General features: G+C 64.8%; 18 protein-coding genes and 1 pseudogene. 14 read left to right on the top strand and 5 right to left on the bottom strand.

The features are described from left to right. Positions 1–3: 3 nt before the first annotated feature. The 7 genes from NF699_17255 to NF699_17225 all read left to right on the top strand — a co-directional run bounded on the left by NF699_17255 (position 4) and on the right by NF699_17225 (position 5335). Positions 4–987, top strand: coding sequence for a type II secretion system F family protein (locus tag NF699_17255; GenBank protein ID USU04758.1), 984 nt, complete (start codon positions 4–6; stop codon positions 985–987). A 235-nt stretch (positions 988–1222) separates the two neighbouring features. Beyond that, the gene (locus NF699_17250; GenBank protein USU04757.1) at positions 1223–1438 is read left to right on the top strand and encodes a hypothetical protein; all 216 of its coding nucleotides are present in this window, start codon (positions 1223–1225) and stop codon (positions 1436–1438) included. Positions 1439–1481: 43 nt separating this feature from the next. Further along, a complete protein-coding gene (locus NF699_17245) occupies positions 1482–1715 on the top strand; it encodes a hypothetical protein (GenBank protein ID USU04756.1) in 234 nt (77 codons plus the stop codon). Positions 1716–2209: 494 nt separating this feature from the next. Next, entirely contained in the window at positions 2210–2551 is a 342-nt protein-coding gene (locus NF699_17240; GenBank protein USU04755.1) for a hypothetical protein, read from the top strand. Positions 2552–2662: 111 nt separating this feature from the next. Then, positions 2663–3118 (top strand): DUF983 domain-containing protein, encoded by a 456-nt coding sequence (locus NF699_17235; protein USU04754.1) that lies wholly within the window; start codon positions 2663–2665, stop codon positions 3116–3118. A gap of 145 nt (positions 3119–3263) precedes the next feature. Further along, positions 3264–3647, top strand: coding sequence for a hypothetical protein (locus NF699_17230; GenBank protein ID USU04753.1), 384 nt, complete (start codon positions 3264–3266; stop codon positions 3645–3647). A gap of 41 nt (positions 3648–3688) precedes the next feature. Beyond that, a complete protein-coding gene (locus NF699_17225) occupies positions 3689–5335 on the top strand; it encodes a thiamine pyrophosphate-binding protein (GenBank protein ID USU04752.1) in 1647 nt (548 codons plus the stop codon). A gap of 69 nt (positions 5336–5404) precedes the next feature. Here NF699_17225 and NF699_17220 read toward each other — a convergent pair whose 3' ends face one another. From NF699_17220 to NF699_17200, 5 genes and pseudogenes are all read right to left on the bottom strand, one after another. Then, positions 5405–5689, bottom strand: a complete 285-nt coding sequence (locus NF699_17220) for a hypothetical protein (GenBank protein USU04751.1) — start codon at positions 5687–5689, stop codon at positions 5405–5407. Positions 5690–5784: 95 nt separating this feature from the next. Next, positions 5785–5967: a CsbD family protein gene (locus NF699_17215; GenBank protein USU04750.1), complete on the bottom strand. Its 183-nt coding sequence runs from the start codon at positions 5965–5967 to the stop codon at positions 5785–5787. Between the two features lie 112 nt (positions 5968–6079). Continuing rightward, positions 6080–6853, bottom strand: a complete 774-nt coding sequence (locus tag NF699_17210; GenBank protein ID USU07139.1) for a thiazole synthase — start codon at positions 6851–6853, stop codon at positions 6080–6082. A 75-nt stretch (positions 6854–6928) separates the two neighbouring features. Then, a pseudogene (locus NF699_17205) lies at positions 6929–7021 on the bottom strand (hypothetical protein). 95 nt (positions 7022–7116) lie between these two features. Further along, positions 7117–7425: a hypothetical protein gene (locus NF699_17200; protein ID USU04749.1), complete on the bottom strand. Its 309-nt coding sequence runs from the start codon at positions 7423–7425 to the stop codon at positions 7117–7119. Between NF699_17200 and aroQ the strand changes: the two genes are divergently transcribed. The 7 genes from aroQ to NF699_17165 all read left to right on the top strand — a co-directional run bounded on the left by aroQ (position 7415) and on the right by NF699_17165 (position 13936). Continuing rightward, a complete protein-coding gene (aroQ, locus tag NF699_17195; GenBank protein ID USU04748.1) occupies positions 7415–7849 on the top strand; it encodes a type II 3-dehydroquinate dehydratase in 435 nt (144 codons plus the stop codon). The two genes, NF699_17200 and aroQ, sit on opposite strands and share 11 nt — an antisense overlap. A gap of 14 nt (positions 7850–7863) precedes the next feature. After that, positions 7864–8352 (top strand): acetyl-CoA carboxylase biotin carboxyl carrier protein, encoded by a 489-nt coding sequence (gene accB / locus NF699_17190; protein USU04747.1) that lies wholly within the window; start codon positions 7864–7866, stop codon positions 8350–8352. A gap of 5 nt (positions 8353–8357) precedes the next feature. Beyond that, the gene (gene accC / locus NF699_17185) at positions 8358–9707 is read left to right on the top strand and encodes an acetyl-CoA carboxylase biotin carboxylase subunit (GenBank protein USU04746.1); all 1350 of its coding nucleotides are present in this window, start codon (positions 8358–8360) and stop codon (positions 9705–9707) included. 169 nt (positions 9708–9876) lie between these two features. Next, the gene (locus NF699_17180; GenBank protein ID USU07138.1) at positions 9877–10212 is read left to right on the top strand and encodes an arsenate reductase family protein; all 336 of its coding nucleotides are present in this window, start codon (positions 9877–9879) and stop codon (positions 10210–10212) included. 407 nt (positions 10213–10619) lie between these two features. Next, positions 10620–10958: a P-II family nitrogen regulator gene (locus NF699_17175; GenBank protein ID USU04745.1), complete on the top strand. Its 339-nt coding sequence runs from the start codon at positions 10620–10622 to the stop codon at positions 10956–10958. 41 nt (positions 10959–10999) lie between these two features. Beyond that, positions 11000–12412 carry a type I glutamate--ammonia ligase gene (gene glnA, locus NF699_17170; GenBank protein ID USU04744.1) on the top strand — a complete coding sequence of 471 codons (1413 nt, stop codon included), beginning with the start codon at positions 11000–11002 and terminating at the stop codon, positions 12410–12412. A gap of 297 nt (positions 12413–12709) precedes the next feature. Further along, positions 12710–13936: a glycoside hydrolase family 27 protein gene (locus NF699_17165; protein USU07137.1), complete on the top strand. Its 1227-nt coding sequence runs from the start codon at positions 12710–12712 to the stop codon at positions 13934–13936.

The following is a 13936-nucleotide window of genomic DNA, read 5'->3' as shown; positions in this document are numbered from 1 at the left end:
GACATGCAGGCTTCCGGACCGACGCTGATGGGCATCGACGTGCTGTGGGTGGCGACGATCCTGTCGGGCGTCGCCGCCATGGCGGTGATGTTCGCGATCTATACGGTCTCCACCGTCGTCACCGATCCCATGAGCAAGCGGGTGAAGGCGCTGAACGACCGCCGCGAACAGCTGAAGGCGGGCATTACCGCCTCGACCAAGCGCCGCGCCAAGCTCGTCCAGCGCAACGACACCACCGATCGCATGCGCAGCATGCTATCGTCGCTGAAGGTGTTGCAGGACAGTCAGGTCAAGGAAGCGCAGGTCAAGCTGATGCAGGCCGGCATCCGGTCCAAGGAATGGGCCGTCGGCGTCATCTTTGGTCGCCTGGTGCTGCCGATCGTGTTCGGCGGGCTGATGGTCTTCATCGTCTATGGCACGGACAGCTTCGCCGACTGGTCGCCGCTGAAGCGCTACGGCCTCGTCGCCGTCACCTTCATCCTGTCGTACAAAGCGCCGGACATCTTCCTCAAGAACAAGATCACCAAGCGCAGCGACGCGATCCGCAAGGGCCTGCCCGACGCGCTCGACCTGCTGGTGATCTGCGCCGAGGCGGGCCTCACCGTCGATGCCGCCTTCCATCGCGTCGCCAGGGAATTGGGCCGCGCCTACCCCGAACTCGGCGACGAATTCACGCTGACCGCGATCGAGCTGGGCTTCCTCACCGAACGCCGCCAGGCGTTCGAAAACCTCGCCACCCGCGTCAATCTCGACGCGGTAAAGGGCGTCGTCACGACGATGATCCAGACCGAAAAATACGGCACCCCGCTCGCCTCCGCGCTGCGCGTCCTGTCCGGCGAATTCCGCAACGAACGCATGATGCGTGCCGAGGAAAAGGCCGCGCGCCTGCCCGCGATCATGACGATCCCGCTCATCCTGTTCATCCTGCCGACGCTGTTCATCGTCATCCTCGGACCCGCAGCCTGCTCGATCAGCGACGCATTCTGAGGACGATGCGCCGCTACGCGCAAGGCAAGCCGTCGGCCCCGTAAGCCGGCGGCATTGATTGGCACGGCGGCTACCGAAAAGACGCTAGCGCCATCTGGGCAAGCAGCGTCGGCCAATGACGGCCGCGACCGCACGTGCTTCTTACTTTCCATCTGAGGGGTTTCTTCTGCGAACCCTGGAATGGCGGCTATCGCCCACTTGCAGACATCCACGCCAGCGATTTACAGTTCACCCCATGCGAAAGATCGGCCTCGACTTCCTCCTGTTTGGCGTCCTGCCGGTCTTGGTCGTCGTCGTGTGCGGGATCGGTCTGATTGGCGGCATCACGGACGCAGAGGCGTTTGTGCCCGTGTATCTTGCTGGGCTAATCTTCGGCATCGTTGCCGTCGTGATGTATGGGGTCGGTGCGCTGTTTAGAACCGCTCGTTGGCTCGTCACCAACATCCGCTAACGCCCATTTGCAGCTATGGGCGGTGAGGCTCTAAGCACGCCCGATGACCGTACCCACAATCCACGCTTTCTTGAGCCAGCTTGACGCGAGCCGAACACACTACTCGCTAACCTCGGTTCGCGAGGGCGCGGTGATGGTGCACGTGGCGCTTCCCGGCGAACGCTGGGAGGTGGAGTTTTTTGCCGACCGTGAGCCGGAGGTCGAAGTCTTCCGCAGCGACGGGACGATAGGTGGGCAGGAAAAGGTCGCAGAGCTATTGCGCAACCCTGCGGACTGAACGTCCGCTTTCCACCCACAAGCGGCCATTCCGCTAACGCCCGAACTGCGGACGTTCAGCCTGCACCTCGATCACGCAGAAGCATAAATAACAGGATGACCGGCGGCACGAGGGTGAGTGCCGAGAAAGTCCAGATGGAAGCGCAGTAAGCCGTCGGATCGGAGGGCGCGCATCTGGGCAAAATCGAGCCGGAATATGCCCACCCGCCTACATGGACGAGCAAACTAAACAGGGTTCCGGCCACGGCCAAGACGAGACCTGTTCGATCAAGAAAGTGAGGGCGCTGGCTCATCGTGAACGACGTTACACCAGATGTCCGCTCCCCACCACGTCGTGCCGTGCCGACGGCACCAAGCCGACCCGATCACCCGAAAGCCGACGGACCGCTATCGGGCGGGAAAGCTGCCGGACGGCTGGCGCCCAAAGGCCGACGCGGAGAGCGGCGCAAGCCTTTCTCCGTTGCGGACGTTTGTTCAGCGTGACAGCATCGCGGGATGAACATCAGGATCGTGCAGCGACCCATCGGTGAAGCTCCAGAGTGGGTCAGAGACGCGTGGATCGGTTTGTCGTTGCCATTGGCCTCGGAGCGCGAGCGTGAGTGGCGGAGTTTAGGCGTGCTCACGGGGCCACACGGCTGGCTTTCGCAGGTTTGGGCGATCTTCAATGGGAAGACGTTCGCGGTGAAAGGCTATATGGTCAACGCCAAGGCGGCGGTCGATCAGCTAGCCAACCATCATCCAAGCGCCGCTGCGTGGTGGCGGGAACACACACCTCACATGGTTACCGGCCGGCGCTACTTTGCGTTCGATGCTGCTGCTTGTGAGCAGGAGCCGTAAACAACCGGCGGCTTTTCAGGGGTTAGCTTGTAAAGCGGACTGTCTCCTTTCCACCCAAAGTAGGACATTCTGTCCAATGTCCGCCGTCTCCGCTCTGCTGTAGCAGGCGCTATGCTTCAGAAAAATTGGCCCGCCATCCCCCCACACGAGGGCGGCGACAAGTTTCGCTGGATCATCACGTGTGGCTGGAAAGGATTGTGCCCTCGATGCGGCAAGGGCCACATGTTCAGATCATGGCTCAAGGTTACCGACCGCTGTGAACAATGCGGTCTGGATTATCGCTTTGCCGCACCGGATGACGGCCCCGCTTTCTTTTCGCTTTGCATCATTTGCCTCCCGTTGATCTTCTTTGTTCTTTGGCTTCAGGTAGCGTTTGACCCGCCTTGGTGGGTGCACCTGCTGACGTCGGTTCCTTTCATGGCCCTCGGGACGCTCTTGCCGCTTCGCCCTATCAAGGGCTGGCTGGTTGCGTCACAATATGTGAACCGCGCACAGGAGGCAGGTACACAGGCTCTCTGGGCAAAGTTGCATGATAGTGATCCGACGAAGAGCGAGTTCGATCAGTAGCCCAGTCGCTCAGCGAACCGGCAGCTGACCACCAGACCCGGGCATTTTCAAATCGCTTCACGTGACGATCCATTCGTCCGTCCCGCACGTGGCAATGAACCAACCCCGGTCGACCTCGTTGTGCACCCGTAACAGGGAGGCCCGGATGCTCTTCACTACCACCACGCAATTCGCCGCATTGGCGCTGTGCCTCATCGCCGGCTGGTTCTTCGGTCTCGCAAGCAGCGGCGGCGGCAAGAAGTGGAAGGCGCGCTATGCCGCCGAGCGCGAGGCGCACGCCGGCTATCGCAAGCAGGGCGATACCGGGCTCGCCGCCGCCAATGCCCGCATCGCTGAACTGGAGCGCGAGAACGGGCGCCTCGCCCGCGCCGCTGAAACCGCTGCCACCCCGGTGGCCGCAGCAGCGCCCGCCCCGACGCTGGCCGAACGCGTCACCGGCCGACCCAGCGCTGCGCGTGCCGCCCGCCCCGCCTACCCGGCCGATCGCCGCCCCGGCTGGTTCGATTTCGGCAATCGCCCGCGCGTGTGACGGCGCTCGACAGGGGATGATCGGACGGCGATAACTGCGGGATGGAGAGTCCCACACGCACCGGCGGCCGTATATTGGTCGATCAGTTGATCGCTCAGGGTTGCGAGCGCATCTTCACCGTTCCCGGCGAAAGCTTCCTCGCCGTGCTCGATGCGCTCCACGACACGCCGCACATCCAGACGGTGACGTGTCGGCAGGAAGGCGGCGCGGCGTTCATGGCCTGCGCCGACGGCACGTTGACCCACCGCCCCGGCATCGCCTTCGTGACCCGCGGACCCGGTGCGACCAACGCCGCGATCGGCGTCCACGTCGCACGGCAGGATTCGCAGCCGATGATCCTGTTCATCGGCGATGTCGATCGCGCCACTCGCGACCGGGAGGCTTTTCAGGAAGTCGACTTTCAGGCGATGTTTGCGCCGCTCGCGAAATGGGCGGCACGGATCGACGATGCCGCGCGTATCCCCGAATATATCGCCCGCGCCTATGCGGTGGCGATGAACGGCCGCCCCGGCCCGGTGGTGCTCGCACTGCCCGAGGACATGCTGCTCGACGAGGTCGCCGCGATCGATCGTCCCCGCGTCGAGCGCCTGCCGCAGGCTTGCGACGAGGCGGCGATCGACCATCTCGCCGATCTGCTCGCCACCGCCGAACGTCCGGTGGCGATCGTGGGTGGTGCCGGCTGGGACGGCGTTGCCGCACAGGATTTCGCCGCCTGGGCCGATCGGACCGGCGTGCCCGTGGTCGCGGCCTTCCGTCGGCAGGATGCGATCCCGAACGACTGCCCGAGCTATGCGGGCAACCTCGGCTATGGTCCCAATCCCCGACTGGTCGAGCGGGTCAAGGCCGCAGACTTGCTGATCGTCGCCGGACCGCGACTCGGCGAAGCGACGACGGACGGCTATACGCTCGTCACCCCGGATCATCCCGGCCAGCGGCTGGTTCACATCCATCCCGACGCGAACGAACTCGGCATGACCTATCGCACCGACCTCGCGATCTGCGCCGGCATGGCCGATTTTGCAGAAGCGCTTGCCGGTCTCGATGGTCCGCCCCATCCCGGCGGCGCGGCGGCGCATGCGGAATGGCTGGCGTGGTCGACGCCCGCACCGCGCGATGGCGTGGCGATGGACCTCGGCCCGTGCGTCGCGGCGATGCGCGAGCGCCTTCCGGCCGATACGATCATCTGCAATGGCGCGGGCAATTACAGCGGCTGGTGGCATCGCTACTGGCCCTATGCCGCGCCCGGAACGCAGCTCGCCCCGACCTCAGGCGCGATGGGCTATGGCCTGCCAGCCGCCGTGGCCGCGGCGCTTCGCCATCCGGAACGACAGGTGGTCGCGCTCGCCGGCGACGGCTGTTTCCTGATGAACGGACAGGAACTCGCCACCGCGGTCCAGCACGATGCCGACCTGCTGGTGCTGGTCGTCGATAATGGCGGCTACGGCACGATCCGCATGCATCAGGAACGTGCCTTTCCCGGTCGCGTCTCGGGCACCGCGCTGACGAACCCGGATTTCGCGGCATTGGCGCGCGCCTATGGATGCTGGGCCGAAACCGTCGATCGCACGGCGGGCTTCGCCCCCGCTCTCGCCCGCGCGCAGGAACGGCGTGGCGTCCGCCTTTTGCACCTCAGGACGGATATCGAGGTCATCACCGCCGGTGCCACCCTCGCGACGCTCGCGCGGTAGAGCGACGGCAGCGACCCGACCCCGTCACCGCTGCGAATGCGCGATGACGGGGGCGGGGTTTGGCAGCGTTTAGCGCAGCTTGGACGATCCGTTGACCAGAGCTGCCTTCTGCTCGTCCGACATAGCCGCGGCGTTGACGTCGGCGTCGTCGATCGCCTCGTTCTGACGCTCGCCGTTGTCGCGAACCGCCTCTGCACGATCTTCCAGGTTGTCGGCGGCGGCTTCCAGCGCATCGGCGCGGTTGTCCGCGGCGGCCTCGACCTGGCTGCCGAGCTTGTCGTCGCCCTTGCCGCCACATGCGGCCAGCGACAGCGCCATGGCGCCCAGGCCCAGCGCGATCATCGTCGTCTTCATATAGTCGTCCCCTGTTGTCGCAAAGAAAGGTTGTCGCAAAGAAAAGGCCGCCCCGCGATCGGGACGGCCCTTCCTGAAAATACTGATCGGCGAGATCAGATGTTGTCGCCGAGCGCGCCCTTGACGCTGCCCTTGACCTTTTCGCCCTTGCCTTCGAGCTGCTGCGCTTCGCCTTCTGCGACCAGCTTGTCGTTGTCCGTGTGGTTGCCAATGGCTTCCTTCACGTTGCCGATGGCTTCGTTGACGGTGCCTTTGACCTTGTCGGTGAACTCGCCCATCAGGACCTCCTGCGATGACTGCGCCCCGCCAGCCGGGCCGCTTGATCTAACGCAAGAACAACGGGTTCAAGTCGGACCGGTTCCGTGACAAATATGTTAGGGTGCAAAGCTACTAGATCAGTCCCGCAAGTGGACTGGACGGATCGGCATAGCGCCGCTGCCCCATCCGCCCGGCGCGATAGGCGAGCCGCCCCGCCTCGACCGCGCTCCGCATCGCCGCCGCCATCATTACCGGGTCCTTCGCCTCGGCGATCGCGGTGTTCATCAGCACGCCGTCGCAACCGAGCTCCATCGCCACCGCCGCGTCTGACGCAGTGCCGACGCCGGCGTCGACCAGCACCGGCACGCCCGCGCCCTCGACGATCAGCCGGATCGTGATGCGGTTCTGGATGCCCAGCCCCGATCCGATCGGCGCGCCCAGCGGCATGATCGCCACCGCTCCCGCATTCTCCAGCCGCTTCGCCGCGATCGGATCGTCGACGCAATAGACCATCGGCTTGAAGCCCTCGTTCGCCAGCACTTCTGTCGCGCGCAGCGTCTCGTGCATGTCAGGGTACAAGGTCTTCGCCTCGCCCAGCACCTCCAGCTTGACGAGGTCCCAGCCACCGGCCTCACGCGCCAGCCGCAGCGTACGGATCGCGCTCTCCGCATCGAAACAGCCCGCGGTGTTGGGCAGGTACGTCACCTTCTTCGGATCGATATAGTCCATCAGCAGCGGCTGGTTGCGATCGGAGATATTCACCCGTCGCACCGCCACCGTGACGATCTCCGCACCGGAGGCCTCCAGCGCCGCCGCATTCTGCGCGAAGTCCTTGTACTTGCCCGTCCCCACGATCAGCCGCGACCGGAACGTCTGGCCCGCCACCGTCCAGCTATCGTCTACGATCGGCGCAACATGGTCGCCGCCGCCTACGAACGTCACGATCTCCAGATCGTCGCCGTCCTCGACACACACGTCGGCAAGCGTCGACCGCGGCACGATCTCCAGGTTGCGCTCCACCGCCACCTTCTCCGGCACCAGCCCCAGTTCGGTCGCAAGATCGGCGAGGCTCATCCCCGCATGCACGCGCTTGTGTGCGCCGTTCACGCTGATCGATACGGTTCCGTCGCTATGCGGCATGACGTTCAAAACTCCTTGATGGCTTCCATCTAGGCACCTGTTCCCGAGTGTCCACCTTCGGAAGGTTGATTCACGCGAAGACGCAAAGCCGCGAAGAGGAAGAAGGTTTGTTCACGCGGCGACGCGGAGGAGAATAGGGCCACCGCCTTGCGCGCAGCGCTCTCATAACCCGTCATGATGACATACGGCGCTGACGCGGGCGAGACATCCTCCGCGTCTCCGCGTCTCCGCGTCTCCGCGCGAACAACCTTCTTCTTAGCGCCTTCGCGTCTTCGCGTGAAAACCACCTTCTTTGCCCCGACCGCAAAACAGCGATAAGCCACCGAAATGACCGACACGATCTACGTCCTCAACGGCCCCAACCTCAACCTCCTCGGCACCCGCGAGCCGGAGATCTACGGCAGCGACACGCTCGACGACATCGCCGGCCAGCTCGAAGACCGCGCCCGCGAGCTGAACCTTGAGATCGACATGCGCCAGTCCAACCACGAAGGACACCTCGTCGACTGGCTCCACGAAGCCCAGGCCCGCAACGCAAAGGCCGTCATCCTCAACGCCGGTGCCTTCACCCACACCTCGGTTGCGGTCCACGACGCAATCAAAAGCATCAGGACGCCGGTGATCGAGGTTCACCTCTCCAACCCCCACACCCGCGAAGAATTCCGCCATATCAGCTATGTAGGCCGCGCGGCGAAGGGAACCATCGCCGGTTTCGGCGCGCTCTCCTACACCCTTGCGCTTGAAGCGGCGGCGCGCTTCTGACAGGAGGCCTCCCCATGACCGACCAGACCAACTCAGGTGCCATGCAGGTTGACGTAAACCTCGTGCGCCAGCTCGCCGAACTGCTCGACGCCACCCACCTCACCGAAATCGAGGTAGAGGAGGGCGACCGCAAGATCCGCGTCGCGCGCAAGGCCGCCGCTCAGGCCGCCCCCGTATACGCCGCTCCGCAGCCGATGGCAGCCGCCCCCGTCGCGGCCGCGGCTCCGCCCGCCGCGGAAGCCGGCGCGATGGCCCCGACCGTCAGCACCGCCAATGCGGTCAAGTCGCCGATGGTCGGCACCTGCTACCTCTCGGCAGAACCCGGCGCGAAGCCGTTCGTCGCGATCGGCCAAACCGTCGCTGCGGGCGACACGCTGCTGATCGTCGAGGCGATGAAGGTCATGAACCCGATCGTCGCGCCGTCCGCCGGCGTCGTGCGCCAAATCCTGATCGAGAACGGCCAGCCGGTCGAATTCGACCAGCCGCTCATGGTGGTCGAGTAACGACGTTGCGCCCCATCAAGAAGCTGCTGATCGCCAACCGTGGCGAGATCGCGCTCCGCATCCATCGTGCCTGCCACGAAATGGGCATCAAGACGGTCGCGGTACACTCCACCGCCGACGCCGACGCGATGCACGTCCGACTTGCGGACGAGGCGATCTGCATCGGCCCGCCGCCGGCGGCCGATAGCTACCTCAACATCCCTAACATCATTTCGGCCGCCGAGATCAGCGGCGCCGACGCGATCCACCCCGGCTACGGCTTCCTCAGCGAGAACGCCCGCTTCGCCGAGATCGTCGAACTTCATAACCTGCTGTTCGTCGGCCCCAAGCCCGAACACATCCGCACGATGGGCGACAAGATCGAGGCGAAGCGCACCGCCGGTGCGCTCGGCCTGCCGCTGGTCCCCGGCTCGGACGGCGCGATCAGCGACCTCGCCGAGGCGAAGGCGATCGCGGCGAAGGCCGGCTATCCCGTCATCATCAAGGCGGCTTCGGGCGGCGGCGGGCGCGGCATGAAGGTCTGCACGTCCGAGGACGAGCTGGAAACGCTGATGCAGCAGGCCGGTAGCGAGGCGAAGGCCGCGTTCGGCGATGCGACCGTCTATCTCGAAAAATACCTCGGCAATCCGCGCCACATCGAAATCCAGGTGTTCGGCGACGGCAACGGCAACGCGATCCATCTGGGTGAACGCGATTGCTCGCTGCAACGCCGCCACCAGAAGGTGCTGGAGGAAGCCCCCTCCCCCGTTCTGGGCCAGGAGGATCGCGAGCGGATCGGCGGCATCTGCGCCCGCGCGATGGCCGACATGGGCTATCGCGGCGCCGGCACGATCGAATTCCTGTGGGAAGACGGCGAGTTCTACTTCATCGAGATGAACACGCGTTTGCAGGTCGAACATCCGGTGACCGAGATGATCACCGGCCTCGACCTCGTCCGCGAACAGATCCGCATCGCCGAGGGCCATCCGCTGACGCTCCGCCAGGAGGACGTCCAGTTCCGCGGCCACGCGATCGAATGCCGGATCAATGCCGAGGACCCACGCACCTTCGCCCCCTCGCCCGGCCTCGTGAAGCAATATCACGCGCCCGGCGGCATGCACGTCCGCGTCGATAGCGGGCTGTACGCAGGCTATAAGGTCCCGCCTTATTACGACAGCATGATCGCCAAGCTGATCGTCTACGGCACCACCCGCGCCGGCGCGCTGCGCCGCCTCCGCCGCGCGCTGGAGGAATTCGTGATCGAGGGTCCGACGACCACGATCCCGCTCCATCAGGCGCTGCTCGACGACCCGGAGTTTCAGGAAGGCCAGTACACGATCAAGTGGCTGGAAGAATGGCTGGCCAAACAGGGCTGACCTAAATTCCTCCCCCGCAAGGGGGAGGGGGACCGTTCGGCAAAGCCGAATGGTGGAGGGGGAGGTAAGCGGCGTCCTCGATAACGAAGCGCATCGCTTACCTCCCCCTCCGTCACGCCTACGGCGCGCCACCTCCCCCTCGCGGGGGAGAACTGGTATGGACGCCACGATGCAAGCCACCATCTACCACAACCCACGCTGCGGCACCTCCCGCACCACCCTCGCCCTGCTCACAAACGCCGGCGCCGACGTGACGATTATCGAATACCTCAAGCACCCACCGACGGTAGCCGAGCTCTCCCGGCTCTACGCCAGCGCCGGCCTGTCCCCGCGCGAGGGCCTGCGCATGACGGAACCGGCCGCCAAGGCGCTCGCGAACGCCACCGACGCCGCCATACTCGAAGCCATGGCGATCAACCCGATCCTCATCCAACGTCCGCTGGTCGCAACCGAAAGGGGCGTCGTCCTCGCCCGCCCCCCGGAAGACGTCCACACCATCCTGTAGCCCCGTGCCCCTGCGAACGCAGGAGTTCAGGGTGACGCGGCACATACCTTGCCGCTCTGGGTTCCTGCATTCGCAGGAACACGGCGTCCCCCGTGATTATCCGCTGTCCTACACGCATCGCACCTTCTACCTTCCAAAAATGTCCCGCCACGCGATCCATTCCCCCGATGCCCGACGGCATCGCCCCGGAAGCGTTTTCGCCCCGCACGTACCGTCAACTTCGGCAACTTCCGCGCTTCCGACTTAGAAACCGACGAGATGCCCAAACACAAGGCACGCCGCGCCCGACTGCCCGTTTTACAGGCAGAGATTCCGTCCGAATCCGCATTGTCCCGACGCGCTTGGACTGGCACATTTGGTGCAACACCCGCGCTCGGGGCGAGGGTTTCGGTAGGGGGCGTATTCCGGTGAAGAAGGTCGAGGCCATCATCAAGCCGTTCAAGCTGGATGAGGTGAAGGAAGCGCTCCACGAGATCGGCGTCAGCGGCATCACCGTGACCGAGGCGAAGGGCTTCGGTCGCCAAAAGGGCCACACCGAACTCTATCGCGGCGCCGAATATGTCGTCGACTTCCTCCCCAAGGTAAAGCTGGAGGTTGTCGTCGAGGACGCACTGGCGGAACGCGTAGTCGAGGCGATCGCCGCCGCCGCGCAGACCGGCCGCATCGGCGACGGCAAGATCTTCGTCATCCCGGTCGAGACCGCGCTGCGCATCCGCACCGGCGAACGCGACGAAGCCGCCATTTAATTATCCGTAATTCCATCTTTTATCACGAAAGAGACGATCACATGGCTGCCACCGCCAACGACATCCTGAACAAGATCAAGGAAGAGGAGATCGAATGGGTCGATCTGCGCTTCACCGACCCCAAGGGTAAGTGGCAGCACCTGACCATGGTCGCCTCCATCATGGGCGAGGACGAATTCACCGACGGCCTGATGTTCGACGGTTCGTCCATCGAGGGTTGGAAGGCGATCAACGAATCCGACATGGTGCTGAAGCCCGATCTCGACGCGGTCTACACCGACCCGTTCTCGGCGACCCCGATGCTGATCGTGTTCTGCGACGTCGTCGAACCGTCGACCGGCGAACTCTACGCCCGCGATCCGCGCTCGACCGCCAAGCGCGCCGAGGCGTATCTCAAGACCACCGGCATCGGCGACACCGTCTACGTCGGCCCGGAAGCCGAATTCTTCATGTTCGACAACGTGCAGTTCGACACGAACTACGCCGAATCCTACTTCAAGATCGACGATATCGAGCTGCCGACCAACACCGGCCGGGCCTATGAGGGCGGCAACCTCGGTCACCGTCCGCGCGCCAAGGGCGGCTATTTCCCGGTCGCGCCGGTCGACTCGGCGGTCGACATCCGCGGCGAGATGGTCTCGACCATGCTCGAAATGGGCTTGCCCTGCGACAAGCACCACCACGAAGTCGCCGCCGCGCAACACGAACTCGGCATGACCTTCGGCACGCTCACCACCACTGCCGATCGCATGCAGATCTACAAGTACGTCGTGCATCAGGTCGCGCATGCCTATGGCAAGTCGGCGACCTTCATGCCCAAGCCGATCAAGGAAGATAACGGCTCGGGCATGCACACCCACTTCTCGATCTGGAACGGCAAGACCCCGCTGTTCGCGGGCGAGCAATATGCCGGCCTGTCCGACATGTGCCTCTACTTCATCGGCGGCATCATCAAGCATGCCAAGGCGATCAACGCCTTCACCAACCCGACCACCAACAGCTACAAGCGGCTGGTGCCGGGCTACGAAGCACCGGTGCTGCTCGCCTATTCGGCGCGCAACCGCTCGGCCTCGTGCCGTATCCCCTACGGCACGGGTCCCAAGGCGAAGCGCGTCGAAGTGCGCTTCCCCGATGCGATGGCCAACCCCTATCTCGCCTATGCGGCGCTGATGATGGCGGGCCTCGACGGCATCCAGAACAAGATCCACCCCGGCGAGGCGATGGACAAGAACCTGTACGACCTGCCGCCGGCAGAGCTCGCCCAGGTCCCGACCGTCTGCGCATCGCTCCGCGAGGCGCTTGAATGCCTGACCGCCGACCACGACTTCCTGCTCAAGGGCGACGTGTTCTCGAAGGATCAGATCGAGGCCTATGTCGAGGTGAAGTGGGCAGAAGTCGCCCGCTGGGAAATGACCCCCAGCCCGGTCGAGTATGACATGTACTACAGCGCCTGAGGCTGCCGAGCCGGCAGCCGGTGCGGCCCTGCCGCACAGGCGCTGTCGGCCAGCCTCGCGCTAGCGAGGACTGACGACCCGGCTTTGCCGAGTCGCGCTTTCGAACAGGGCGTCCGGCGAAAACCGGACGCCCTGTCATATTATTCGACCGTCGCCATCCAAGAGCGACGGCTACCGGGAGAGAAAACCATCGCGACGATCGATCGCCGCACGATGCTGGGCGCCAGTGCAGCCCTCACGCTCGCCGCGCCCTTGTCCGCCGCTGGCCGGACACCGCCTCTTGCCGCACGGCCGCCGATGGGCTGGAATAGCTGGAACAGCTTCGCCACGACCATCACCGAAGCGCAGGCTCGCGAAACCGCCGCGATCATGCAGGCCAGATTGCTGCCGTTCGGCTACGATGTCTTCACCATCGACATCCAATGGTACGAGCCGGAAGCGTCGAGCTACACCTACAACGCCCGGCCGGTGCCGACGATGGACGGCTACGGGCGCCTCCTCCCCGCCCCCAACCGCTTTCCATCGAGCAGCGGCGGCAAGGGTTTCGCCCCGCTCGCCGCCGATGTGCATGCGATGGGCATGCGCTTCGGCATCCACCTGATGCGCGGCATCCCCCGCCTCGCCGTCGAACGCAACCTGCCGGTGCTCGGCACCCGCTACCGCGCCCGCGACATCGCCGATACCAGCAGCATCTGTCCGTGGAACCCGGACATGTACGGCGTCGACATGAGTCGTCCCGGCGCACAGGCCTATTACGACAGCGTCTTCGCGCTCTACGCTGGATGGGGCGTCGATTTCGTCAAGATGGACGACATGAGCCGCCCCTATGACGCGCATGCACCCGAGATCGAGGCGGCGCATGCGGCGATCCAACGCTCCGGCCGCCCCATCGTCCTCAGCCTCTCGCCCGGCGAGACGCCGGTCGCACGCGCCGACCACGTCCGCCGCTTTGCCCAGATGTGGCGGATCAGCGACGATTTCTGGGATGATTGGGCGATGCTCGCGGCGCAATTCACCCGGCTGGAAAATTGGAACGCGCATCGCTCGACCGGACGCTGGCCCGACGCCGACATGCTGCCGCTGGGGCGCCTGGCACTGGGCAAGCGCGACACCAAATTCACCCCCGACGAACAGCGGACGCTGATGACGCTGTGGGCGATCGCACGTTCGCCGCTGATCATGGGCGGCGACCTGAGGCACCTCGACGACGCGACGCTGGCGCTACTGACCAACCGCGCCGTGATCGCCGTCAATCAGGACAGCCGGGACAATCAGCCGCATTTCGTTGCCGACGATACGCGGATCTGGTCGGCCCGCCCGCTCGACGGGCGCGGCCACTATCTCGCGCTGTTCAATACCGCGGACAAGCCGGTCAGCGTCGGCCTTCCGCTGTCGATGCTGAACATCCCCGGACCCGTCGCCATCACCGACCTGTGGACCGGGGCGGACATCGGCAAGGCGAGCGGCCGCTTTACGCAGACCCTGCCGCCGCACGGATCAGGGCTGTATCGTCTACAGCCCTGA

The sequence above is a fragment of the Sphingomonadaceae bacterium OTU29LAMAA1 genome (genome assembly GCA_024072375.1).
Classification (GTDB): Bacteria; Pseudomonadota; Alphaproteobacteria; order Sphingomonadales; family Sphingomonadaceae; genus Sphingomonas.
The sequence above is the reverse complement of the archived record's forward strand: the minus strand, read 5'-3'. Positions and strand labels throughout refer to the sequence as shown.